Annotated in this window: 18 protein-coding genes and 1 pseudogene; 11 read left to right on the plus strand and 8 right to left on the minus strand. The window is 43.2% G+C overall.

Annotated elements, in window-relative coordinates; translation table 11 throughout:
• Positions 1 to 162: 162 nt before the first annotated feature.
• On the minus strand, positions 163 to 1,164 hold the full coding sequence (locus JWG45_RS02875; RefSeq protein WP_205278281.1) for an NDR1/HIN1-like protein: 1,002 nt from the start codon (positions 1,162 to 1,164) through the stop codon (positions 163 to 165).
• A gap of 1,089 nt (positions 1,165 to 2,253) precedes the next feature.
• Here JWG45_RS02875 and JWG45_RS02880 point away from each other — a divergent pair.
• The 6 genes from JWG45_RS02880 to JWG45_RS02905 are packed head-to-tail and all read left to right on the plus strand — an operon-like array spanning position 2,254 to position 9,564.
• Entirely contained in the window at positions 2,254 to 2,718 is a 465-nt protein-coding gene (locus JWG45_RS02880) for a DUF1564 family protein (protein WP_205278282.1), read from the plus strand.
• Between the two features lie 42 nt (positions 2,719 to 2,760).
• The gene (locus tag JWG45_RS02885; protein WP_205278391.1) at positions 2,761 to 3,738 is read left to right on the plus strand and encodes an ArsR/SmtB family transcription factor; all 978 of its coding nucleotides are present in this window, start codon (positions 2,761 to 2,763) and stop codon (positions 3,736 to 3,738) included.
• A 1-nt stretch (position 3,739) separates the two neighbouring features.
• The gene (ahcY, locus tag JWG45_RS02890; protein WP_205278283.1) at positions 3,740 to 5,050 is read left to right on the plus strand and encodes an adenosylhomocysteinase; all 1,311 of its coding nucleotides are present in this window, start codon (positions 3,740 to 3,742) and stop codon (positions 5,048 to 5,050) included.
• Positions 5,051 to 5,107: 57 nt separating this feature from the next.
• Complete coding sequence (locus JWG45_RS02895) at positions 5,108 to 5,407, plus strand: DUF362 domain-containing protein (RefSeq protein ID WP_205278284.1); 300 nt, start codon at positions 5,108 to 5,110, stop codon at positions 5,405 to 5,407.
• A 43-nt stretch (positions 5,408 to 5,450) separates the two neighbouring features.
• Positions 5,451 to 9,191: a methionine synthase gene (gene metH, locus JWG45_RS02900; RefSeq protein WP_205278285.1), complete on the plus strand. Its 3,741-nt coding sequence runs from the start codon at positions 5,451 to 5,453 to the stop codon at positions 9,189 to 9,191.
• Positions 9,192 to 9,234: 43 nt separating this feature from the next.
• The gene (locus JWG45_RS02905; protein WP_205278286.1) at positions 9,235 to 9,564 is read left to right on the plus strand and encodes a hypothetical protein; all 330 of its coding nucleotides are present in this window, start codon (positions 9,235 to 9,237) and stop codon (positions 9,562 to 9,564) included.
• Between the two features lie 571 nt (positions 9,565 to 10,135).
• Here JWG45_RS02905 and JWG45_RS02910 read toward each other — a convergent pair.
• A complete protein-coding gene (locus JWG45_RS02910) occupies positions 10,136 to 11,083 on the minus strand; it encodes an LIC_20087 family outer membrane protein (RefSeq protein WP_205278287.1) in 948 nt (315 codons plus the stop codon).
• A gap of 109 nt (positions 11,084 to 11,192) precedes the next feature.
• On the opposite strand from JWG45_RS02910, the gene JWG45_RS02915 reads away from it, so the two are divergent.
• Positions 11,193 to 12,488 carry an ATP-dependent 6-phosphofructokinase gene (locus JWG45_RS02915; protein ID WP_205278288.1) on the plus strand — a complete coding sequence of 432 codons (1,296 nt, stop codon included), beginning with the start codon at positions 11,193 to 11,195 and terminating at the stop codon, positions 12,486 to 12,488.
• Between the two features lie 531 nt (positions 12,489 to 13,019).
• On the opposite strand, the gene JWG45_RS02920 is transcribed toward JWG45_RS02915, so the two are convergent.
• Both JWG45_RS02920 and argB read right to left on the minus strand, forming a co-directional pair.
• Complete coding sequence (locus JWG45_RS02920) at positions 13,020 to 14,768, minus strand: GAF domain-containing SpoIIE family protein phosphatase (protein WP_205278289.1); 1,749 nt, start codon at positions 14,766 to 14,768, stop codon at positions 13,020 to 13,022.
• Positions 14,769 to 15,042: 274 nt separating this feature from the next.
• A complete protein-coding gene (gene argB / locus JWG45_RS02925; protein WP_205278290.1) occupies positions 15,043 to 15,915 on the minus strand; it encodes an acetylglutamate kinase in 873 nt (290 codons plus the stop codon).
• A 78-nt stretch (positions 15,916 to 15,993) separates the two neighbouring features.
• On the opposite strand from argB, the gene JWG45_RS02930 reads away from it, so the two are divergent.
• Entirely contained in the window at positions 15,994 to 16,749 is a 756-nt protein-coding gene (locus JWG45_RS02930) for an SDR family NAD(P)-dependent oxidoreductase (RefSeq protein ID WP_205278291.1), read from the plus strand.
• A 74-nt stretch (positions 16,750 to 16,823) separates the two neighbouring features.
• On the opposite strand, the pseudogene JWG45_RS02935 reads toward JWG45_RS02930, so the two are convergent.
• From JWG45_RS02935 to JWG45_RS02945, 3 genes and pseudogenes are all read right to left on the minus strand, one after another.
• Positions 16,824 to 17,361, minus strand: a pseudogene (locus JWG45_RS02935) (DUF1564 domain-containing protein).
• A 288-nt stretch (positions 17,362 to 17,649) separates the two neighbouring features.
• Positions 17,650 to 19,371 (minus strand): M61 family metallopeptidase, encoded by a 1,722-nt coding sequence (locus tag JWG45_RS02940; protein WP_205278292.1) that lies wholly within the window; start codon positions 19,369 to 19,371, stop codon positions 17,650 to 17,652.
• Positions 19,372 to 19,851, minus strand: a complete 480-nt coding sequence (locus JWG45_RS02945) for a peroxiredoxin (RefSeq protein WP_205274873.1) — start codon at positions 19,849 to 19,851, stop codon at positions 19,372 to 19,374.
• Positions 19,852 to 20,057: 206 nt separating this feature from the next.
• Here JWG45_RS02945 and JWG45_RS02950 point away from each other — a divergent pair, with 206 nt between their 5' ends.
• Positions 20,058 to 22,235, plus strand: coding sequence for an adenylate/guanylate cyclase domain-containing protein (locus tag JWG45_RS02950; RefSeq protein WP_205278293.1), 2,178 nt, complete (start codon positions 20,058 to 20,060; stop codon positions 22,233 to 22,235).
• A 17-nt stretch (positions 22,236 to 22,252) separates the two neighbouring features.
• Here JWG45_RS02950 and JWG45_RS02955 read toward each other — a convergent pair whose 3' ends face one another.
• The gene (locus JWG45_RS02955) at positions 22,253 to 23,488 is read right to left on the minus strand and encodes a hypothetical protein (RefSeq protein ID WP_205278294.1); all 1,236 of its coding nucleotides are present in this window, start codon (positions 23,486 to 23,488) and stop codon (positions 22,253 to 22,255) included.
• 1,066 nt (positions 23,489 to 24,554) lie between these two features.
• Here JWG45_RS02955 and JWG45_RS02960 point away from each other — a divergent pair.
• On the plus strand, positions 24,555 to 24,923 hold the full coding sequence (locus tag JWG45_RS02960) for a hypothetical protein (protein WP_205278295.1): 369 nt from the start codon (positions 24,555 to 24,557) through the stop codon (positions 24,921 to 24,923).
• Between the two features lie 55 nt (positions 24,924 to 24,978).
• Positions 24,979 to 26,082 carry an MBL fold metallo-hydrolase gene (locus tag JWG45_RS02965; RefSeq protein WP_205278296.1) on the plus strand — a complete coding sequence of 368 codons (1,104 nt, stop codon included), beginning with the start codon at positions 24,979 to 24,981 and terminating at the stop codon, positions 26,080 to 26,082.
• The last annotated feature ends 2 nt before the right edge of the window (positions 26,083 to 26,084 follow it).

The raw sequence follows: 26,084 nt of genomic DNA on the forward strand, positions 1-26,084 counted from the left end.
TTTTACGCTCATTTAATCATAATCTAGAGAGTTGGTGCTCTCCAAACTCAGGGACTATTCTTATCACAATATCGTTAACTTGAAAACATTTTTCCGAAAGAAGAAAGAAAATATCTCGAATGTATTTGTAAGAAAAGAAATACATTCGAAGGAACAGAATACTTACCAACGAAAGTTACCTTCCTTTAAAAAACCAAAACCGATCGAGTCAGTTGAAACACCCGGACATACAACTGAAGCCTTACCGGAAAGACGAAAGGAAGAACTTCTTTTTGTAACCGCGTTTGCAATCGAGTTGGAAACCGACTTGAGAGGAAAGCTCGTCTTAATCGTAAGAATCGATTCTTTGCCGTTGTTCACGATGTTCACAGGAGAACCCGTTAGGAACTTATCGTTTTCGAGAAAGAGTTCGAAGTTGAGATCTTGAAACTTCAAGTCGGAAGCCGCTTTGTTGTTTAGAACCAATTCAAATTCAGTATCGATGGAAATATCGAGAGCTTCGAGACCAGCGTTTAACGCGGAGCCGGGAGATTTTCTATTCTTAGGAGAAAGAAGCGCGTCCAAAAAGGAAACGGCCTTCTTCGCAATCTCCGCGCTGTTAGCAGATTCGGTGATCTTTGCGACGTCCGGTTTTATGATTTTAAAGTTGCGAATTTCGATATTGGGCAGAACCGCAGGTATCAATCTTTCGTCTTGAAACGGGAATTTGAGCGAATCTGTACCGGCGATGACCTTGTATTTTTCAGGGATAAGAAGACCGGCTTCTCCTTCGATGCGGATGAGCAGTTCCTTTTTGCCGGGGACTTTCTTGTAGAGGGTCGCGAGATCGGAATACTTGAGTTTCACTTCGATCGGGAGTTGTTTTTTAGAAGAACCCGAAATCGTTTCCAGGCTGAGTTTCACCTTGCTGAATTGGGTTCCTTCGATTTTCACATCCAGGTCCAGGCTGGAAGCCGGGAGAGTAATCGGATAAGGGTTACTCACTTCGGTTTGAATGAGAAGTTTTATATCTTCGAGAGTGATTTCTGCGATCTCGACCCGATCAAAAGAAATTTCGGGCGTTTTGATCTTTCCTTTGATCGTTTGCAGTTGAGCGCAACCGGAGAAGAGAAAGGGGAAAAAGAAGACAAAGGGGAGAAGGAAAAGTGCAAATATAGATTTCAAAAAAATCCTCCAGAATCGGTAAATACTGATTTAGAAGAATGGAATCTGATTGGAAAGAAAGATTTTAGAAAAGAAGAAACCTTTATTTTCAAAAAGGAGGACCCAAAAAGGCGCTACAAGAAAACTAACGTGGATAGGGAAGGAAACCCTATAAAATGTGAGTCAAGACTCGGATCTAAAACATAAAAAATGAATTTAGAAAGTCCTTTGGGCGATTCGCTCGCAAAAATTTTCCAAAAAAAGGCTCGCGACCGCGCTTTCCGCTTCAATTCCTCTTTGGCGGGATCTTGATTTAGGGAAGGAGGGATTTTCCGGATTCTAAAAAAATAGACGAAAAATCCACGCCAAAGAAGGAATTTCCGCTACAATCGCTATCGCACGCATTCGAAAAGAAATATATAAGAACAAAAATCGGAAAAAGAGGATTCTTAAGAATAGAAATGAAAAGAGGCGATTTAGGAACTTTAGGAACTTTAGGAACTTTAGGAACTTTAGAAAATTCTAAAACAGATTTTGTATCCTGATTCTCAGGAAATCGCTTTTTGCAAACCAAAGGGCTCCCAAAAACTTCTAGGGTCTTTTGGAATTGAGATCGGGGATCGCCTCATCCGTGCTCGCTTTGCGAGAGTGCCTGTTTGTTTTGAGAAAAAAGATCCTTTGTTCGAAGAACGCTCGGCTGGGATACTTTAGAAAAAGATCCGATTCGATGAGGATAACCTTGAGGTAAGAATTTATCGTTTAAAATCCAGATGAATAAGAATGGATAACGGATCCAAATCCTTGTTCTCGGAGATTCCTTTTTCGAAAAATCTCAATTTTGCAGGTCCGCACTTATAGACGGCTCCTCGAGATATTTTTGAAAACTTTTGTGATTCGCCTGTTGATTGGGATCGAGGTTTGTTTCAGCGGATCGTGGTCTATCACGGGGTTTTGTAGGAGGTGTAACAAAAAGAGACAATTTTAAGTAGGAGCTCTTACAGAATTCTTCAGAGAATCCAAAAAAGTAAAAAAAAACGAATCGCAAAGAAAAAATCCAAAAAAGAAACCATTTTCTAGTCCGCCTGCTCTTTCAGAAGAACCGTCTTGGATATGGTATCAAACAAAACAGTCAGCTCTAAGAGAGAAATTAGTCTTCGCAAAAAAGGAGCGCCGGTAACATTACTCATTCCGGAACAAATCATTCGAAAGAGGAAGCTTCAAGCAAACAAACTGAATCAGGAATTGAGCTTTCTCTTGCAAAAATACCAAAAAGCTGCGCTTAAGAAAAGGTTTTTAGGAAAGAATTTTCCGGCCATCAGCTATCAAAGCAAAGGACTAAAGCTGAAGAGGATGAACTTTCGTCCAAATGAGAAAGAATGGGTGGAATTGGGCATTCTTGCTCTTGGTTTAGGGGTCTCTCGCTGCCTCCTCTTTGCAATTCTGGAAGAATGGGAATGTAATCAGGAGGTCCCCCCTACAGAAGTTGGAGGAGTTCTTACAAAAATCACCCTCCTCAGAAAAATCCTCCTTTCCCAAGACCAATTCCGCACTCAAATTTTCCAATCCCCCTCCTAAAAAGTCTTGCAGATATCAAGATATCTTGATATCTCAGTTCTAATGGAGCTTTTAGAAGCCAAAATCTACTCAGGAAACCGACCGAGACAGATTCTCTCCGCCCTAAAAGCGCTTTCTGATGAAACGAGAATCCGGATTCTTCACATTCTCTCTCTTTCCCCTCTGAATGTTCAAGAAGTCACCGAGGTCTTGAGAATGGGTCAGTCCAGGGTTTCCAGACATCTCAAGATTCTGACCGATGCAGGATTTCTCATCCCGGAGCGAGAAGGTTCCTGGGTTTATTACCGAATCCCCGAAGAAAAAAAGATTCCCGATTTTTCCTCGGAAATTACCGACCTTCTTCTCGCTTACAAAGAAGACCTTCCTTTTCGAGAGGAGGATCAAGTACAGATTTCGGAAATTCTCTCAAGAAGAGATCAGAAAAACACATTCTATTTTAATAATGTAGCTCAGGATTGGGAATCGATTCAAAAAGACGTCTTAGATCCCGCACTCTATCGTAAAAAAATTCTTTCCTATCTTCCGGACTCTTCCTCCGTCATCTACGATTTGGGCTGCGGGCCGGGAGGTCTGATTCCGTATCTGCTCACAAAATCGGATCAAGTCATCGGAGTGGATTCTTCACCCAAGATGGTGGAAGAGGCTCAGGTCGCGTTCGCAGGAAATTCTCACGTATCACTGATTCATTCTCCACTGGAGAATGTGGCTTCTTCTGCGACCAAACAAGCCGATGCCGTAGTAGCGTCGATGGTCCTTCACCATCTTTCCAATCCTCCCGGAGTTATACGCGAAATTTATAAAATACTAAAGCCCGGCGGAACCTTCTGCCTGGTGGACCTAAAAAAACACAACCAAGAGTTTATGAGAGATAATTTCTCCGATCTCTGGTTGGGGTTTGACTATTCTCTTCTTCAAGACTGGCTTGAGTTCTCAGGCTTTACCGTGAAGGCACATGAAGAATTCGATACAGGAAACGTTTTCAAAATACTAATTATTCAAGCAACGAAAAAGGAGGACTAAAATGTCCGCAATTACACAGGAAAAAGGCTTAAGCTATAAAGTAAAAGACCTCTCTCTCGCAGACTGGGGAAGACAGGAAATCATCCTGGCAGAAAAAGAAATGCCGGGTCTTATGGCTTTAAGACAAGAATACAAAGGTAAAAAACCTTTGGCTGGAGCAAGAATCGCAGGTTCTCTTCACATGACGATTCAAACTGCAGTTTTGATCGAGACTCTTATCGAACTCGGAGCGGAAGTGAGATGGTCTTCTTGTAATATCTTCTCAACTCAGGATCACGCAGCGGCGGCCGTTGCAAAAGCGGGAATTCCTGTATTTGCATGGAAAGGCGAAAGCGAAGAAGAATACTGGTGGTGTATCGAACAGACCATCTTCTTCGGAGACAAAGGACCGAACATGATTCTTGACGACGGCGGAGACTTAACCGCTTACGTTCACGAAAAATATCCTCAATTGTTAAGCGAAATCCGCGGTATTTCCGAAGAAACCACTACGGGCGTCAAGAGTCTCTACAAACTCCTCAAAAAAGGAGAATTAAAAGTTCCTGCGTTTAACGTAAACGATTCCGTTACTAAATCCAAGTTCGACAACCTCTACGGATGCCGTGAATCTCTCGCTGACGGAATCAAGAGAGCGACCGACGTTATGCTCGCTGGAAAAGTAGCTCTCGTTTGCGGTTTTGGAGACGTCGGAAAAGGTTCTGCGGCTTCGCTTCGCAACTTCGGAGCACGAGTCATTGTAACCGAAATCGATCCGATTTGTGCACTTCAAGCTTCTATGGAAGGATATCAAGTCCTTCGTGTGGAAGACATCATCGAACAAGTGGACATCGTAGTAACCGCAACCGGTAACGACGATATCATCACTCTCGAACACATGAAAGCGATGAAAGACGGAGCAATTCTTTGTAACATCGGGCACTTCGACACCGAAATCCAAATGTCCAGATTGAACGGAGAAAAAGGCGTAACCAAAAAAGAAATCAAACCGCAGGTGGACAAATATACTTTTGCAGACGGTAAATCGATTATCGTTCTCGCAGAAGGACGTCTTGTAAACTTAGGTTGCGCTACCGGTCACCCATCTTTCGTAATGTCTTGTTCTTTCACGAACCAAGTATTGGCTCAGATTGAACTCTATAACACGAAGTATGAACTGGGAGTTTACACTCTTCCAAAACATCTGGATGAAAAAGTTGCGGCTCTTCACCTGGAACAATTGGGAGTTCGTTTAACAAAATTGAATCAGAAACAAGCCGACTACTTGGGAGTTCCGGTCAACGGACCTTTCAAACCGGAGAACTATAGATACTGATCGAAACTTTTTCCGGGATCTAAGACGGTCCCGGAAAATCGGTCTTCTCGAAAAACGATGGCCTACGTTGTCACGGAACCTTGCAGAAGTTGCAAATATACATACTGTGCGGCGGTTTGTCCAGTGGAAGCCTTTCGAGAAGGAGCCGATTGTCTCTATATTGAACCTTCTGTCTGCATCGATTGTAACAAATGCAGACCGGAGTGTCCGGTGGAAGCGATCTATCCGGATTTCGAAGTGCCTTCGATCTGGCAGAGCTGGATTGCGGAGAATGCCCTGAAATCAAAACATTTTCCGGCGATTATAGACGTGAAAGTCCCTCTCAAAGGTCAAGGTTGTATCAACTCTGAATATTAGAATACCGTAATTATATTTTTTAGAATACACAAAGAAACGAATTATGACTCAGAAAGCTCACAACTACACAAATCCAAAAGCAAAAGAACTCCTCTCTCTTCTCGAAAAACAAATCTTAGTCATCGACGGAGCGATGGGAACGATGATCCAAAGATTCCCTTTGACTGAAGACGATTTCAGAGGAGATGTTTTAAAAAATCATTCTTCTCCCTTAAAAGGAAACAACGAGCTCCTCTGCCTCACGCGTCCGGACGTAATCGAAGCGATTCACGTAAAATTTTTGGAAGCGGGGGCAAACATCCTTGAGACAAACACCTTTAGTTCCAACCAAGTTTCTCAGGGCGACTATAAAACCGAATTCTTAGTCGCAGATCTAAACAAGGCCGCGGTTAAATGCGCGCGTAACGCGATCGAAAAATTTCAAAAGACGAACCCAAGTCATCCTTGTTTTTTAGCGGGAGCCATCGGACCGACGACACGAACAGCAACATTGTCTCCCGATGTAAATAATCCCGCGTTTAGAGCGGTAACGTTTGACGACTTAGTAGCCACCTTTTACGAACAAGTAAGAGCCCTCGTGGAAGCAGGGGTCGACCTTCTTCTTCCCGAAACAAATATCGACACCCTCAATTTAAAGGCTGCCATCTACGCGATCGAGCAAGTCTTTGAAGACCTTCAAGTTCGAATCCCGGTTTGTCTCTCAGTGACGATTACGGACGCTTCGGGAAGAACTCTTTCCGGACAAACCGTGGAAGCGTTTTACAATTCCATCGCTCACGCAAAGCCGTTATCGGTAGGAATCAACTGCGCGTTAGGCGCTGACGAGATGAGACCTTATATCGAAGAACTCTCCAGAGTAGCATCGTGTATGATCAGTTGTTATCCGAATGCTGGGCTTCCAAACGCGTTCGGGGGATACGATCAAACACCGGAAGAATTCGGGAAGTACATTCAAGAATTTGCAAGTTCCGGTTGGTTGAATATTGCCGGCGGTTGTTGCGGAACAACTCCGGAACACATTGCCGCGGCCGCAAAAGCGGTTCAAGGGAAAAAACCGCGAGTCATTCCTCAAATCCCGGAAGTCACAAGACTTTCCGGACTCGAACCTTTGAACATCACTCCGGACAAGGGATTCTTACTCATAGGAGAAAGAACGAACGTAACCGGATCTCCTCGTTTTAAAAAACTCATCATCGAAGGCAATTTTGAAGAAGCGGTTTCAGTCGCTTTACAACAAGTGGAAGCCGGAGCCAATATTATCGATATCAACTTCGACGAAGCCTTGTTAGACGGGGAAGCTTCGATGAGGCATTTCTTAAATCTCATCGCGGGAGAACCGGATATCGCAAAAGTTCCGTTTATGGTGGATTCTTCCAAATGGACCGTTTTGGAAGAAGGCCTAAAATGTATCCAAGGAAAGCCGATTGTGAACTCGATCTCTCTGAAAGAAGGAGAGGAAAAATTCTTAGAACACGCGCGGAAAATCCAGAGATACGGCGCGGCCGCGATCGTGATGGCCTTTGACGAACAAGGCCAAGCCGCGACCAAAGACGAAAAAGTTCGTATTTGCAAACGAGCATACGATCTTCTCGTAACAAAGGCTGATTTTAATCCGGTGGATATCATCTTTGATCCGAACATTCTCACGGTAGCAACCGGGATCGAAGAACATAACAATTATGCGATGGACTTTATCGAAGCCATCCGAGAAATCAAAAAACTCTGTCCCGGCGCGAAAGTCTCCGGCGGATTATCTAACGTGTCTTTTTCTTTCCGAGGAAACAATCCTGTTAGAGAAGCGATGCACTCCGTATTCTTATACTACGCGATCCAAGCTGGAATGGATATGGCGATCGTGAACGCGGGGATGCTCGCCGTTTACGAAGAAATTCCAAAGGATCTTTTAGAATACGTGGAAGACGTAATTTTAAACAGAAGACCGGATGCGACCGAACGTCTTGTGGAATTTGCGGAAAACGTAAAATCCGGAGATAAGGCCGAGAAAAAAGAAGAGACTTGGAGAGAAGGGACTTCCGTAGAAGAAAGGCTTTCTCACGCTCTTGTAAAAGGAATCGTAGAATACATAGATCAAGATACGGAAGAAGCACGCCTCAAATACGGACGTCCGTTAACCGTCATCGAAGGCCCTCTCATGGATGGAATGAAAATCGTGGGAGAACTTTTCGGCGCGGGAAAAATGTTTCTTCCTCAAGTTGTTAAGAGCGCACGTGTAATGAAAAAATCCGTGGCATATCTTTTACCATTTATGGAAGAGGAGAAGAAAAACAATCAAGACACTTCTTCTCGTCCGAAATTCTTAATCGCAACGGTCAAAGGAGACGTTCATGATATCGGAAAGAATATCGTGGGTGTGGTCCTTGCTTGTAACAACTACGAAGTGATAGACTTAGGGGTGATGGTTCCTGCTGATAAAATTTTAGAGGAAGCAAGAAAGATCAACGCGAGTATCATCGGCCTTTCCGGGCTTATCACTCCTTCTTTGGATGAGATGGTTCACGTCGCATCCGAGATGAAACGGACCGGATTCAATGTCCCACTTTTAATCGGAGGCGCAACGACAAGTTCCGCGCATACTGCCGTTAAAATCGCACCCGCATACGATCAACCAGTGGTTCACGTTGTAGACGCGTCGAGGGTCGTAAACGTTGTCAATCAGCTTCTTCATCCGGATCTAAACGAAGCGTATTCTAAAAAGATCAAGGAAGATCAACACGCTGCGAGAGAGAATTATTTCAGCACAAGAGCGGAGAGAAAACTTATCTCCCTCGATCAAGCGAGAGAAAACAAAGAAGTGATCGATTGGTCTACGACCCAAATCGACAAACCCGCGTTTACCGGCGTAAAAGTTTTTGATGAGGAAATTTCGTTGGAAACTCTAATTCCTTTTATCGACTGGACTCCATTCTTCACCGCTTGGGAATTGAAAGGAAGATATCCCGCAATTCTTGAAAGTGAAACAACCGGAAAACAAGCGAGAGAACTCTTCTCGGATGCACAAAAACTCATGAAGAAGATTACGGATGAGAAATTATTCCGAACCAAAGGTGTAATCGGAATCTTTCCGGCTAACAGCGTAGGCGACGATATCGAAGTCTACGAAGACGAATCTCGTTCCAAATTGCTCACAGTTTTTCATACCTTGCGTCAGCAAATTCAGAAAGAAGACCCGACGGAACCTAATTACTGTTTGGCGGATTACGTAGCGCCGAAAGAATCCGGAAGAATCGATTATATCGGTGGATTTGCGGTAACGGCCGGACACGGAGTGGAAGAATTCGCAAAAGAATTCGAGAAGAATCTCGACGACTACAATTCCATCATGGCTAAGGCGTTAGGCGATCGTTTCGCAGAGGCGTTCGCTGAATACATGCACTTCAAAGTTCGAAAAGAATATTGGGGTTACGCAAAAGACGAAAATCTCGCACCGGAAGATCTGATTCGAGAACGTTACAGAGGAATTCGTCCGGCCGCCGGATATCCTGCGTCTCCGGATCATACCGAAAAGAGAGTTCTCTTTGATCTTCTACAAGCCGAAAAAAATACAGGGATCACGCTTACGGAACACTTTGCGATGTGGCCTGCGAGTTCGGTAAGTGGATTGTATTTTGCACATCCTCAATCGAAATACTTCGCGGTCGCAAAAATCAGCCGCGACCAAATCGAGGAATACGCAACACGCAAAGGAATGACGATCGAAGAGACAGAACGTTGGTTGGCTCCGAATCTCGCCTATGATCCGCTCGCGGTTTCGATCGCGAGATAATACTGAAAGAATGAATCTATTTTCTTTCGTCTAACTAGAGGCTATGAAACCGGCAGTTCCCAATCATTCTTCGGTGCACAATCACGGTCCCGTCTTTTCGGAGACTCGAAAGGCAACCGAAGAATTTTCGTTTCATCCGACTTTGATTTCTTGGCTCGCAGGTCCGCTTCATCTCAGTGGCAACGAAATTTTGAAACTCACAGAAATCGGATGCACGGACAACTCCTGTCCTGTGATCGAAACCTGTTTGGAAGTATTTGATTCTAAGGAGAATCCGGAAGCGAAAACGATGATTCGTTTTGGAAGAGCCAAACATTTGATCAGCAAGATGGATCTCGCATTCTCTCTGAAAAAGCAAGGAATCTTAGAATAATCTTTCGATCCTCGTCTTCTCGTCTCAGAGGCGGCTCTTTTGTGCGATTCTTGTAGGAGCTCTTACGTTTTTTAAAATCCATTCTGATTTGATCATAGAAGAACAAAGGTCATCGCCTGAATCTTGTGTAGGAACTCTTACAAAAGGATCGACTGGAATCTTAAATATTCAAATGCGCCGTAAATGATTTCGTCCAAACGAGGCGAATTAAGAGTTCACACAACCGATTTATCGACACGCGTAGAAGCTCTTACAAAAGAATGCGTTCTAATTTGATCACAAATTCTTCGCATATTCTTACCCATACTTGAAAAAGCTGAAACAAAAATCGCCCGAAAGAAAAGACTTTGTAAGAGTTCCTACACGATAATTTTTACTTGCAAAATTAGAATTTTGTGATAGAGGAAAGTCTCCGAATTTTTTCCACCACCCACCCCTCCACCCGAAAATCGGGCGGGGCGCGAGACTTTTACGGTAGAATTGTCGTAGTTCCGACAGGATTCATCCTGAAACAAAAAAACTAGCGCACCAAAATTGCCTTTTGCTATTGTTGAACAGAAAAGGGGTCGGGCTACTTAGGAGAAGTTTCAGAAAAGCTGTATTTGATCCCGAGAAGACCTTGGATCTCTTGCATCCAAAGTTGTTGTTCTCCGGATTGAAGCTGTGCCGCAGTCGGAACCGGAACTCGAACCATACCTTCCAAACTTAGGTTTCTGGAAGAAAAAGAAATTCCAGGATTGAGATAATACTCATAAGATCTCAAACCGCGAGCATTATTCGTTTGTGGATCGCTAAGTGAAAAAACTCCGCCGTTTCGATCCTGAAAACGTTTTACGCTCGAGAATTGAACAAAAAAATTCATCTTGGAACTTTCTCCGATTTCGGGAAAAACGGAGTAGTTGAATGCGATCGTAGATTTTGCGGATTCTAAAACCGCAAGACCTGCTTGGTTTCCAATCATTCTCGCGTTAAAATCCATCTCCAAACCTGCGTGACGTTTCATATATAAGAACATAACCCCGGAACTACTTCCGTTCTGAAGCGGGTTCGAATTCCAATTTGACAATCCAAACCCTTGGATCTGATTTCTGGAATCTGTAATCCGATCCATCGTTCTTTTTTCTGAAAAGGCGCCGGAAAGAAATTTTCCGGATCGATGAGGAGCCTCGTTTACAAAGACAGTTTCGGAAACCGGAAGAAAATTTACGTTCTCACTCGGAACCACCGAAAATAAAAAGGGCTGAAACATCCCGGAAAAGGATAGGCCTGGAGTTACGGTGAAAATCGGAGCCGGAGATTTTGTCTCCTGAAAGGATTGCGATTCCGGACCCAATTTGAGTTCCATCGGATCCTTGTACGGAATGGCGACTACCTGGAGATATTTCTGACGATTGAGATCAAAATCTCTGGAAAGATGATAGGGTTCGAACGGGCTGAAAGAAGGGTCTTCTACGGAAAAAATGGAAACCCCGAAAAGGAACAAAAATAAAGATAGAATGAGTGATCTTTTTCCGTTCATTGTACGTTCTCTTTGTAAGACTATAGAAATAGAACAGAACTGTCAGTATAAAATTGCAAAATGAGATGATTTTTCCCGGAATTCCCTAAAAATCAACGCGAGGATAAGAATGGAGACAAAGATAAAAAATTTCGGCGAGTGTACCGTACCAAGTCCTGCGGATTACGAATACTATACGAGCGATTCTTCTAGATTGTTGTTTCGAACCGTTTTTCAATCCAAGGAAGATTGGAATTCTTACGTTGAAAACGGACCCGACTTTTTCGAACAAGCCGGACCTCGTGAAAAAATTTTTTTCCGCCCAAAAGAAGTAACCGCAGGGATCGTAACGTGTGGAGGCCTTTGCCCCGGAATCAACGACGTGATCCGAGGCATCGTCATGGAACTTTTTTATCGTTACGGAGTCTCCCGAATTCTCGGGTTTCCTTACGGCTACCAAGGCCTTGTCAAAAAATATTCTCATAAACCGATCGAACTTACTCCGGAACGAGTGGCGCATATCGTAGAAGAAGGGGGTTCCATGCTCGGTTCTTCCCGAGGAAATCAGTCTCCCGTGGATATGGTCGATTATCTTAGTCTCTACGGGGTCAAGGTTCTCTTTTGTATCGGCGGGGACGGAACCCTTCGAGGAGCTCGAGAGATCGTGGACGAGATCGCCAAACGCGGAGAAGAAATTTCGGTCATAGGAATTCCGAAAACCATAGACAACGATATCAACTATGTCCAAAAAACATTCGGTTTTTCTACTGCGTTTTCCAAAGCGATGGAAGCTGTGGAATGCGCTCACGTCGAGGCCAAAGGAGCGCCTAACGGAATCGGTCTTGTAAAACTTATGGGAAGACACTCCGGTTTTATCGCGGTGAACGCGGCCCTCGCTTCACGAAACGTAAACTACTGCCTGATTCCCGAAGTCAACTTCGATCTCCACGGAAACGGAGCCTTCTTAGATGAACTCAAAAAAAGAATTCAAAAAAAGGGCCACGCCGTGATCATCGCAGCCGAAGGAGCGGGGCAACATTTTTTTGAAACCACGGGCGAAAGAGATCCTTCAGGGAATCTCAAACTCAAGGACATCGGAATTTTTCTCAAGGACACGATGACAGAATTTTTCAAAAAGGAAAACATTCCCGTAAATATCAAATACATAGATCCGAGTTATATCATTCGTTCGATTCCCGCCGACCCCGAAGATTCGGTCTTCTGCGGTTTTTTGGCTCAGAATGCGGTGCACGCCGCTATGGCCGGTAAAACCGACATGGTCGTAGGAATGTGGAACAACGTCTTTACACATCTTCCGATCTCGGTCGCAATCCAAGAAAGAAAAGTCTTACAACCCGATCGAAGTACACTCTGGAGGTCGCTCCTCGCTTCCACGGGACAACCGGCGCATATGTTGGCGAAATGACCTCCTTGATCCGATCCGTGTCTTCAACTCCTTCCTATTCGTGTTCCGCCAAACTTTGAAAGAATGACGCACCTTCAGAGTTTGAAAAACGTAGGAACTCACACAAATTGAAGAAGGCAAAAGGACCATTCGAATTTCGAAAAGGTCGACGAGATCTTATTAGTAGGAACTCACACCAGATCGATTCGAATTTTTTAATATACGATTTCATTCTCTTTCGATGTTTTCGGAATTTTGTTTTTGGGAACGAAGGATGCGTCAGCGATGGGGAGGGCGCTTTTTGCGTCCCGAGCGAATATTAGAATCTTACCTTTCTTTTAAGAATCAAGCGAGCGAGGGATGAGTCGCTTTGCGACGAACCCGGACCAAGCGCGGTCCTTCCGATGGGAATCGGAAGGGGACGCCCAAACTTTCTCCGTGTACAACTTTCCCTGCTCGAAGCAAACCTCAGGACCGGATGATTTCGATGTCGTAAGAGAAGAATTTTGTTCGAAGTCTTTCTTTGCTTCCCTGCAAAGAATATTTTTCTTTTTAAGGAAGACGGACCATAAAGAGTGTGTAGTCGTCGTGCGGAGCGGCGTCTCCACGAAACGCGTCCGTCGTATCGATGATCAATTCTTTGAGCGCGCCGAGAGGCATTTCTCCGTTTCTTTCGATGAGCTTCGTGAGATTTTCGAGTCCGTACATCTCGTTGGATTCGTTCATCGCCTCGCTCACTCCGTCGGTATAAAGTATGAGAAGATCTCCCGGTGCATAATCGATTTCGTGTTCGTCGATTTCGGATTCCTTGATTCCGAGCGGCATTCCTTTTCCGGAAAGGCTCGTTACCTTTTTGTCTTTCGCCTTGTAGAGAAGTTGTTCGTTGTGCCCGGCGCTGGAGAATCGGATTCTTCTTTTCGCCATGTTGATCCTCGCGAGCATCACAGTGACAAACAAAAAGTAACCGGACTTTTCTTGAATGATTCTGTTCGCGCTCATCAAACTGATGCTCGTCGAAGAATTTCTGGAAACTTCTCCGGAAATGATCGTCTTCGAAAACTCCATAAAGAGCGCGGCGGCGATTCCTTTTCCGGAAACGTCCGCGATGAGAACGCTCACTTCATCGGGATTGTGATAGATAAGATCGTAAAAGTCCCCGCCGATTTCCTTGGATGCGATATAACTCGTTTCCAATTCCAATCCTTGGATTTTTTTGGGAATGTTCGGCAAAGAGTTTACTTGGATCTGGGACGCGATCTGCATATCTCTTCGGATCGAATTGAGTTTTTCTTTTTGATCCTTGGAGAGTAGAGAATTGTAGGCCTCCGCGATCTGATTGGAAATCGTACTCAGAATGTTTTGATCCGCGTTGTTAAAACTGTTCCCCGATGTTTTATCTGCGGCGTTGAGAATTCCTATGATCTTTCCGTCTTGTCGGATCGGCACCGAAATAAAGGACTTGGTCTTATATCTTTCCGGGCGCACCCAATCTTCCGCAAGAGCAGTGGTATTTTGTACTAGGATGGGGATTCCTGTTTCCAAAATCTTACTGATCACACCTTCCTTCTCGTTGATGAAATGTTCTTCCTCTTCGAGACTAAAACCGATGCTTTTTTTGAGTTCGTACTTCCCGCTCTTCGGATTGAAGAAAATAAGAGAAACTCGTTCCGCTCCCATCACTTCCGAAATCGAATGTACGGTCAGGTTTAAGAATTGATCCATCTCCGCTATGTTCGAAATCGCTTGGCTGAGTTGAAAGAGACAATCCAATTCGTTCGCGCGACTTTTTAAATCGCCGATGAGTCTTCGATTTCGAATCGCGATCGCCGCAAGATCCGAAAGATATTGAAGAACCTTAATATCTTTATTTGTAAACTCTTTTCGACCCAAAGAGTTTACCGCTTCCAAAACACCCTGGATTTCTCCCTGAGTGCTCATAGGAACGCAGATGAGATTGTTTGTCACGAATCCTACCGTCTCGTCGATGTTTCTATAAATTCTGGGATCGTTTGCCGCGTCGTTTACAATCACAGGTTCCAGAGTTTCCAGAACCATTCCCGCGATTCCCTTTCCTCGGGGAACCTTCAGAGTGGCGAGAGATTCTCCTTTCGTTCCTTTCGCCACATTGAAAACAAGACAGTCTTCACTCCGATCATAAAGAAGTAGGGAACATCCTTCCGAATTGAGGACATCCTTTGTGGTTTCTATGATGATACCGAGGAGTTCTTCCAGGTCGTCGGTCGAGTTGATTCTCGCCGTTATATCGGAGATTAGGGATAAGGATAGTTGCCTTTCACTCATAAAGGGGGTTGACGGACCATTCTAAAAGAAGAATTGAATCATTGGATACAAGAAAGATTTCCCTGTCAAGGAGTTTCACTAACAATTCAAGCGAGGGAAAATTGCAAAAAAAAATCGAGAAAGATGTTTTTTTGATTCTCCGGAGAACTTTCGAAACGTCACAAGAGGGAAGTTTTTTCCTTTCTTCCCGTCTTCTCAAAAACCGAAAGATTCGGTTTTTTAAAGAACACCTTTTAAAAAGAATTTTGAAATCCAAACTCGCAATGAAAATACTTCATTCGATTAGAGAGCCGATTCCTTGATCGGTAAAAATTTCGATCAAGATAGAATGGGGAACTCTTCCGTCGATGATATGAGTTCTTCTCACTCCTTGGTCGATCGCCGTGAGACAACATTCTACCTTTGGAATCATTCCCCCGGAAATTTCTCCCTTTCGAATATAATCTTTTACCTTCCCCCGGTTGAGTCCGGTTGCAAGTTTTCCGTCGATCAAAATTCCTTCCGTGTCCGTGAGAAGAATCAACTTCTCGGCTTTGAGCGCGCCCGCGACTTCTCCGGCAAAAGTGTCTGCGTTGATGTTGAGACTATCACCCGTGGCGGATTCCGCCACGGGTGATATCACGGGAATGAATCCTTCTTTCTGAAGATTGAGAAGAATCTCCGGGTTGATCGTTTCGATCTTTCCTACAAGCCCGACGTCGAAAAGTTGTGTTTCTTGTCCTTCGAGTTCTATTTCGATCGGAGCCTTTGTTGCCTTGGCAAGATTTCCGTCTTTTCCGGAAATTCCCACTGCGTTCCCACCTTGTGCATTGATCATGGAAACGATTTGTTTGTTCACCTTTCCAGTGAGAACCATTTCCACAACATCCATGGTTTGCGAATCGGTCACTCTATGTCCGTGAACGAACTCAGTCGGAATTTTTAGACTCTCAAGAAGACGATTGATTTCGGGTCCCCCTCCGTGTACGATCACGGGATGAATTCCAACATATTTTAAAAGAACGATGTCTTTCGCAAAAGATTCTTTCAAATCGGCTTTCGCCATCGCGGCACCGCCGTACTTGATCACGACCGTCTTGCCCGAATATTTTGTGATGTAAGGGAGGGCTTCGAGGATATGATTGACTCTTTCGAAAAGTTTTTCCATGAGAAACAGAGAATTCCTTGTGCCGATCTCTGTCATCCAGAAATACGGGATAGAAGTTAGAATGGAGATTCAAGAAGAATGTCTGTAACAAAGAAAGAATCGGAAAATAAAAAGAATGTAATTCTCACAGGCGGTAGCGGTGGTTTGGGAAGGGCGATCGTCGCGTTACTCGTTTCCGAGGGTTACTCTGTTACGAATTTTGATTTAAAACATCCGGAGAATCTGTTGGATGGAGAATTCTTTCTTCCCACCGATCTAACTCAGGATAGGGAACTCTATTCTTCTCTGGGGAAATGGAAAGAATATGTTTCGTCTGAAAATCTAACTCCTTACGGCTTCATTCATTGTGCCGGCTACGGCGGCCCGTATCACAAAATTACGGAAGTGCGCGAGGAAGAATGGGATCGAATTTTTTCGATCAACGTTCGATCTGCGTTCCAGATCACGAAGTGGATTCTCCCTATATTCATAAATTTGAATTTAGGAAGACTCTTGTTCATCGCATCTTCTTTGTCTCTTAAGGGATCTGCGAACTCCGTCGCCTATTCTTCTTCTAAACACGCGCTGATCGGTTTTGTAAAATCTCTCGCGGATGAATGGGGGAATTTAGGGATCACCGTCAACGCGATCAGTCCAGGATATATGGAGACAAAAATGGGGATTCAAGAAGACCAAGTGGACGAGCATAGGAGAAAAATTTTAGAGATGACTCCTTCGAAAAAAATTGCGGATCCTTCGGAGATAGCGAGGGTGGTTCTCTTTTTGATGAATCCAGGCTCCGGTTATATCAACGGCGCAAACTGGACGGTGGACGGTGGAATTACTGCGGTCTGAAAAAGGATGAGTTAGGTCCTGCCCCTTTTTTAGGCGCTTTTTCGTTTCGATCGGTGAAGAGGAGGGCTGTTTTTTTAGGTTTGAGTCTTCTCGAATTCGAATGTGTATCGACCGAAAAGTGGGTTCGGTTCGACCTCCAGCTCTCTGGAAATCAGATTTTGTCGTAAATCTAGGGTCCAGATCATTCTGTAGGTCCCATGAAACCTAGGAACTCCTTGGTTCATAGTTTCCACGATAGAATCCCCGACTCCGACATCATCCAACCAAAGCATATAATTAAAAAGAAAACACCGCGAAACCCCGTGAGCCGCAGCAAGAGCGCCCAAAACGGCCCAAGCTCCCCGTATTTACCCGAATGCTCATCTTCTTCATTCTCCCTACACCTCGATTGTACTTGATCTTCCCCGCTCTCCAGTGAAGCCTCTTCAGACAACTCACATATTTCGTATATCTCCTCAACAGATAAGGTAGTTTTCTCCGAAGTAACTTTCTTTCTCCCTCGTCAAGTGCATCCCAATAGGAAAGGGGAACAAGAATCGAATCGTTCCCAATCCGACCTTCAATCAACGCCGACTCAATTTTTCTCTCAGAACTAAACGATAGAGTTTCCATACATCCTCTACGGTTCCTCTCTGTTCACCTCTGAAATGGATTTGGAAAAAAGAATTTAAGAATTCGGATTTTTTTTAGAAAACCGATCGGGAAAGAAAATCTTCTCAATCCGAAAAGAACCAAAGAAAAAAGTTTCGAATCCTTGAGAGACAAAAAACTTAAAGAAAACTCAAAAACAAAAATTTTAAAAGAATATTCTTCCAAAGGTGATTCGCTTTACAGATCGACTTCAAAAAAAACGATCCCGTCTTCCCAAATCGAAAGTCTCTCGTCCTCTTCAAAAAAAGTTCAACTGCGACCGAAGAATTGATCTCTCAGTTTCTTTTGTTCTTCCGACGGATGTTCTTCGAACTTAAATTGACTCGTCTGAAAACGTTTTGAGAGTTTCATTTTTCTCTTCAGAATTTTTCCTTTCCTCGCAATCAGAAGTTCGATCTTATCGCCCGCCTTAAACGCCTTCAAAAGATCTTTCCGATTCCCTGAATGGATCCGGTTTCCGTTCAAAGAAATCCATTCATCACCCTGGCTTAGATCGACGGAAGGATCTAAAATTTTCCAATCGATCTTACTAATCACAAGATTTCCTCTTTCTTCTCTTGTCCCAAAACCAAGTTCCACTCCGGGATTCGAATCCACCCGTATAACGCCGATTTTATGAAAGTAACGTTCGATCGGAATTACAACCGGTTTATCAAGATAAGTTCCAAATTCTAATTTTAGGTCCACGCCGGTACTTCTTTTGGCGGCTTCGAAGAATTCGGACTTTGTAAAACCTCGTTTCTTTCCCCGATGAAAAAATTGATAAACTTCTCTCATCACGTCCAAAAGTGATTTTTTACCGGAGGTTTCCGAAAGAAGAAAAAGATCCATCGCAAGCGCGAGAATTCCACCTTTAACGTAATAAGAAATTCCTGTGTTCCCCGCGTTCGGATCGTTCGGACGATTGTAGAATTTAATCCAAGCCGTGTAAGAAGAATCTTCTAAACTCATCCAAGATTCTCCTTCCGATTTTTCCAGACTCTGAAGATCTTCCATCACCTTCGCGAGATAATTCTCCGCGTTCAAATGTTTCGTCTTCACTAAAAAATAGGCGTCGTAAAAAGAAGTAATTCCTTCCGCGATCCAGAGTTCCCGAGTCAGATTCGGCTTTTGATAATCGAACGGGCCGAGCGCGATCGGACGAATTCTTTTAACGTTCCAGAGATGAAAGTATTCATGAGAAAGAAGTTCTAAAAGTTTGAGATAACCGTCCTTGCTCAAAGCCTTCAGAGGGTCATACATATTTACGGAAGAATTCAGATGTTCCAATCCCCCGTAAGCCCCTTCCGAAAGAATCAGAACAAACAGATAACGAGAGTTAGGTGCTCCTCCCAAAGAACGAATCTGTTCTTCCGTAATTTTTTGGAGATCACGAATCAGATTCTTCTGAACAGACTTGGACAATTCTCCTTCGAGAACGATTTCGTGTTCACAACCGCCGGAAACAAACGGAATCGACGAACGACCGGACAATAAAATCGGAGAATCCATCCATTCATCCAAGGACGCGGCGGAGCGTTTTTTCCCTTTTCCGGAAAGACCGGAATGACAAAACTCGAACGGAAGAGAATTCGATATTTCTAATGTGATTTCGGAAATCTCGGAATCTTTCGGATAAAGAAACAAAGCGGGTGGATGCAAAAGACAGAATTCGGTAGTAAAATAATTGGAACGGACCGAATAATCAAAACCATAGACCACATAACGAACTCGAAACGATTCTCCCCCGGAAACAACTTTCCAAGAATCCAATCCAATCGGATCGATTTCCAACACCTTCCCATTTTTCCCGGAAACAAAGGCTTCTAATTTGTGAATATGCCGGGAATAGTCTCGGACCATATACGATCCGGGAGACCAAACGGGGAGGGAAAGAACGGTTTCGTTTTCGGGAGCGACTACCTCCAATTCTACTTGAAGATAGTGTCCCGTGAGTTGATATTCTTGAACAGAAAAGCGAAGTTTAGACAATCATTTACCGCTTGCTTTGGAAATCTCCTGGAGAGTTTCTTCTACCGTGGTCGTCGGGTCAACTTTTCTCCAAACCTTTTGTATTTTCCCTTCCGGAGAAATCAAAAAAGAATCCCGAGAAAGACCTTTAAAAACTCTTCCTTTCCATTCTTGATCCCCATAAACTCCCAGAGCTTCGCTCAGAGAATGATTCGGATCGGATAACAGAGGAAAGTTTAAAGAATACTTTTGGATAAAATTCTCATGCGATCCGAGGTCGTCCAAGCTCACGCCGTAGACCTTGGCTCCGATCTTTTTAAATTCTCCGATATTATCTCTATAACTACAGGCTTGTTTTGTACAACCCGGGGTATCATCTTTCGGATAAAAATAGAGTAGGGTCCAAGAACCGGCGATGTCCTCCGGTAGTTTTACACTTTTTCCTTCGGTACTTTCCAAACTGATTGCGGGAAGAGACGTTCCTAATGTTGGATCTGACATTCAAATTTCCTCATCAAATTGTTTCACTCCGGAAACCCGGATACTTGAAATAATATTAGAATCGAAGGACTTGCAACCGCTTTTCAAAACGGATCGTAAGAATTGAAACGAATCCGGAATAAAAATGTCGAAAATTGAACAATCTAAACTTCTAATCCCTATACTTCACAGAGAAACAACCATTTCTCTAAACGGAAAAACCAACTTTGAAAACGATCCTATTCTCTCTCTTCGTATTCTTCCCTGCGTTTCTTTTTTCTGAAACACAAGAAAATTGGAAACCGATCGACCTTCGAACCGGCACTTGGTTCGCAACGGAAGGTTTTCATAAAAATAATCTGAGCGGATTGGATTCTTCTTCGGAGAACGTGAGGAAGATCGTTTCGTTTCCGATCGTAATGAACGAAATTTTTGAAGTTCCGATCGGAGAAGGTTTAAAAGAATACACTTTGCAAACTCGTTTTTCCTTGGAAGGAAACCTTCAAGAAACCAAAATCTACAAACCTATCTTTCTTTATTTAGAATCGATCGGTGAAAACTGGGAAATTTTTCTGAACGGATATTCTCTGAGTAAAGAAATTCACCTGGATTCTTCCGAAAAAAAAATGCTCCTAAGAAGAACCGTTCGGAATTTTCGTTTGCCTATCGACTCCAGTCTTCTGCAAAAAGGGGAAAATATCCTTACGTTTCATCTAATCGGAGATTCTCCGGCGACCGCTCTTTCCAAAAATTTGGATCTCGGTTTTTATATCGACGGAGACTATTCCATCACCGCGGAAGAAAAACTTTCGGGTGAAATATCGTCGCTTGTCAATCTCTGTCTCAATACGATCTATATCTTTTTCGGTTTGTATCATCTTCTTATCTATGCAAAAAGAAGGGAGGACCGTTATACGCTCTATTTCGGTTTTTTTAGCGTTTTTATGGCCGTATATTCTCTTTCTCGGTCCACTTATGCTTTCGAAGTGATTCACGATACAACATGGATTACAAGAATTGAATATGCTTCCGTGACCTTGCTCGCGCCGTTGTTCTTATTGTTTATGCAGGATTATTTTTACGGAAGAGCGAAGTTTTCTAGAATTCTTTTCGGCTTCTTTATCTTCAATCTCGGTATCGCGATCGTTACCCTTTTAGAACCTTTCCGTTATACGATGACAAGTTTGAGAATCTGGCAGTTTTCGGTCCTTCCCACACTCGTCTACCTCCTCTATTTTATGGGGAAGGCCGTTTATCTCCGAAAAAAAGACGCGACCGTAATGGCCGCGAGTATATTCACCGTCGTGTTTATCGCGGTCTACGATGTGATCGATTCTATTTTCTTTCAATCGGGGTTTCGATTTACCCACTTTGCTTATTTTTTCTTTGTAGTAGCTCTTACAACGATTCTTGCAAATCGATTCATCTCTTTGTATCGCCAGTCCGAAGATTTGAACATCGAACTCAGTCAGCAAAAGCTCGAACTCGCAAGACAGAAGAATGCGTTCTTCCGTTTTGTTCCGGTTCAATTCCTAAACGTCCTTGGAAAAGATTCTGCGGTCGAAGTCAACCTAGGAGATTCCGTTCTCAAAGAGATGAGCGTTCTTTTTACCGACATTCGTTCGTTTACAACGATCTCCGAACAGATGACGCCGGAGGAGAATTTCAAGTTCATCAACGATTATCTCGCGAGTATGGAACCCGTGATCCAAAGACACGAGGGCTTTGTGGATAAGTTTTTGGGAGACGGAATCCTCGCGCTCTTTTCCGGGGAAGGGGAAGCGATGAACGTGAGTCTCCACGGAAAAACCTCGGCCGATAAGGCGATTCTCGCCGCTATCGAAATGAAAAAGAGAGTGCAAACGATCAACGCGGAGGCAAAAGATTCTTCTCATTTCAAAGGTCTCAAAATCGGAATCGGGATCAACACCGGCAATCTTATGCTCGGGACTGTAGGGAGCCGTTCCAGACTTGATACTACAGTGATCGGAGATACGGTCAACGTAGCTTCTCGTCTGGAAAGTTTGACCAACCTCTATCGCGCTGATATCCTCATCACAAAGAATACACTTTCTTCGATGACGATCGGAGACGAACTTGCGATCCGTGAAATCGATTCCGTTGTTGTAAAGGGTAAAACCGACCCGATTATCATCTATGAAGTTTATGAGGCAGACGCTCCGCATATCCGCAAACTCAAGGACACAACTTTACCTCTGATCACAAGAGGAATCATTCTCTACAAAGTGGCGGACTTTCAAGAAGCGCTGATTCATTTCGAACAAGCTCTCAAAGTATATCCTGAAGACATTGTTTCGATTCTTTATCGGAAACGTTGCCAGGAATACATCGCAATCCCGCCGATCGGGAATTGGATCGGCGTTCAGCACCTTCTCGAAAAATAATCCTTAATTCCGATTCTTTAATATCTTAAGGTTGCCGCGATCGAAATCTGCGATCTTATGTCGCGGGTCGAAGGTAGCGGTCCAAGTGCGGGAGCTCCCGAAAAGTAAAACCCTAACAATGCAGAACTCATAGATGCGCCTGAGGTGGATGAACTTCCTAACATCGAGGAAATTAAAGTTAGAGGATTTGCCGTTTCTTTTACTTTCGATTCTGTAACAGTATGAGTTGCATCCCAATATCCGTAAGAAAGATTTAAACCTAATAGTTCCGTAACTTGATATGTATAACCAAATTGAAATCTGTTTCCGACGAGTTCCGTAGTTGCCCCTCCTTTAACTTTTGTCGTAAAGGGTATTAATAATGGACGACTCGTTGCGCTGGATGAAGAACTAGAACCAAACGTAGAACCCAGGTTTACAAATGCTTTTACTTCCTCGGAGTATTTTCCGGTATTGGCCATACTTTCAAAGTGTTCTACGCTAAAAAAGAATTTGTGCTTTTCCTTTAGTTCAAGTGTATAACTTAAACCAATAACACCGTTTACGAATGCCTCATAATAATCGATTTTTCTTTGAGTCAAAAAATCGATGGAATTCAACTGGGATGTTGTAGACGCACCTGATCCTGTTGATGCCAATAGTTCAGAAGAATAAACGTTATATTTAGAATTAAGTTGAGCGGAATTTCCATTTAATTCCAACCCAAATCTGAATCCGATATTCGAAAGAAATTTATTCGTATTAGCATGCCAAGGTAGAATTTCCCCTACGTAACCAATCCGCGCGGTCCTTAATTTATTGTTATCATAAAAATAGTCATCAAAGGACGTTGTAGTGATCCGACTAGCAGTCGCCCCTGATCCAATTGCTAATGTAGATTTTTCGTACTCAAGATTTTGAAATCCGTCAGCCTTAAGACCCGCATAAGATACTAAAATATTACTTTTATAGATCCCATTTTGAATGCCCATTCCCCAATCAAAACCCTTTCCTCTAAAGTTTTCCGTACTAGGAAAGGACATGAAGCTAGTTCCTCCAAATGCCTTATTCATCAATAAAGAATTTTGAGTTAAAATAGCATTTTTTGACGTCGCAGAATTGATATTATTATCAGTAATTCTGAAAAACATTTCAACATTTCTTTCTTTTGAGGGGGGCGTTGACAATGAAGCGTCTCCCTGGTTTTGTGCAACGATGCTCGTAACGTTAAGCGCAAATATTCCAAATAGAACTAAATTCCTTTTAAAATTCACGTAAAAAATCTCCCAACCAGTATTTTCACAATCGAGATACATCTCAATTCGAAGCCTATACGCAGCGAAATCTTGACGATTTTAATATAGTAAAAATTTGTAACAAACATCCTTAAAATAGCGTTGCTTGCTTCAAATTTTTTACTTTAGAAAAAATATCCCGTTTGTGATTTATTTTAGACACAAAAATCACAAAATCATACAGCGCAAGAATAATTTCAAACGGCAGGGCATAAAAGAACGTTCACTTGCGATATTCAACTGTATTATGAGATAAACTTTGGGGACTAATACGACAGATTTCCATAGTCAATCGCCCCTTTAGCAAAGGCAAGAGTGGGATAATGAAGCGCGAATTTTTGATACAATTCATAAAGAAACCTTAAATTTCTTAAACATTGGGTTTAGATTCAGGAAAAAAATGGCCATTTTTGGGAAGTCAGCAAGATTGCCAAGGGCTTTTCTGCCGGACTAAATTCGACGAACCCTGTTAAAAGACCTATTTCATGGATCAATGAGGGCTCCATTTAATTTGTGACCTCAATCCGGTACTCACAATTCTAAAAACTCATAGGCCTCCTTAGAGAATTTTGGAGCTTATAAGAAATAAGAGGGTTTTGAAACCCGAAATATTGTCTCTCAATAATGAACCCATTGGGAACAATCTTAAGAATTATCTAAGGAAAATAAAAATTCAGAATTCCAAAAAAAAAGAATCCATTGCTCTTCTAAAAAGGTTTGGATCGCTCCTGAGGGCCCCTCACTTGGATAAATGCGCTTGGAGCTCTTAAAACATATTAGGATTTGCAGAAAAAAATTGTTTAGCTATTCTGAAAATCGTCCTTACTCGAATCTCTAATAGTATGGCTTTAAAGCTTTTTGTTAATCAGTTCTTTCGTAAAATACGAGATTTTTTATAAGAGAAAATCGATTCGTAGCTCGTTAAGTTTTTTGAAATTAGCTTTTTATATCCGTTACATTTCGACAAACAATCGTTGCCAAAGCCAATTCTTCCCGGAAGATTGGCTTCTGATAATTTACAGATTGCAAAGGAAAAACTGGTACGATGATACCCTACACCATCTATAAAATGCTCCATATCTTCGGAATTCTTCTTCTCTTTACCGCGCTGGGGGGAGTCACCATGCACGTATTGAACGGAGGAAACAAAGAATTCTCCAATCGCAAATTTGTGGGAATCACTCACGGAATCGGTCTCTTTCTGATCTTACTAGGCGGCTTTGGAATGCTCGCAAGACTCGGAATCCTCTGGCCTTGGCCGGGTTGGGTGATCGCAAAGTTCACGATCTGGCTTGCTTACGGAGGACTTCTTACGGTAGTTTATAAAAAACCGTCTTTAGCGAAAGTGTTCTGGTTCGGGTTTCCATTATTAGGACTTCTCGTATCCTATATCGTTCTCTATAAACCTTTCTGATCGACTTTCAAAATTTGAAGAATTAAGATACATTGGTATCGAGGAATTAAAAGAGATGGCAAAAGCATCCGCATCCAAAACAACTCCCAAGTCAAAACCAAAAAAGGATTCTTCTATCAAACCGGTCACGGACTTCGTCGGTTCAAGAAGCCTTCCGTTTCCAGTGGACAGGCTCGAAGATGTTCGCAAACGTGCGCGCAAATTTCGAGAAAAGATGCTGTCGGGCTCTCAAGTCGTTTTTTACAGATCCTACGATTTGGTACGGGTGCCGTATCCGACACGTTATGCGCTCTTGAACGCTTACAGCCTACCGACTCCTTATATGCACATATTGAATCGATTGTTTATCATTCAATATCGCACCGGAGAAGGCATCAAAACTCTTTTGTTTTCTCCTTCCGATCTCGACGGAAACGCGGAAACTCCTTTTTTCAAAAGACTCGCAGAAAGTTTCGGACCCTTCCAATCCATCGGAAAAAAGATCATCGCTCCGATCTTAAATACGGTGGAAGAATGTCTTCAAGACGCGGGAATCTCTCCTGAAAAAGTGGACTACATTTCTTACGATCACCTTCATACGCAGGACATCCGTAAATGGTTGGGTGCGAACGGAGAGAAAGGTTATTTCCCGAATGCAAAACTTTTGGTGATGCGGGAAGAATGGGATTCCGTTCAAGGCCTTCTTCCTCCACAGTCCGATTGGTATTGCCCCAACGGGACAGGCGGAGTTTCCAGTGATAGGATCGTCGTTTTAGAAGGCGACGTGGAACTCGGACAAGGCGTCGCGCTCATTCGAACTCCAGGTCACACTTATGGGAATCATTCTCTCGTCGCACACACACCCGAAGGAATTTTTGTATCCAGCGAAAACGGCGTCAGTGCGGACAGTTATTCTCCTTTAAAATCTCGAATTCCGGGCGTCAAAAAATTCGCAAAGGCTACCGGGATGGAAGTCATTCTAAACGGAAATACGCTCGAGATCGGACTGGACCAATATATTTCGATGGTTCAAGAAAAGGAAATGGCCGGAGTTTCCCTTAGAAATCCAGACTTTTACAATGTGATGCCTTCTTCCGAAATGACCAGTTATTGGTTGTTCCCCGGAACGTCTCCGACGTTTAGTTTCGGACAATTGTCCTTCGGTTCTCCCGTAACATAAGG

The sequence above is a fragment of the Leptospira ainlahdjerensis genome (assembly GCF_016919175.1).
GTDB lineage: Bacteria > Spirochaetota > Leptospiria > Leptospirales > Leptospiraceae > Leptospira > Leptospira ainlahdjerensis.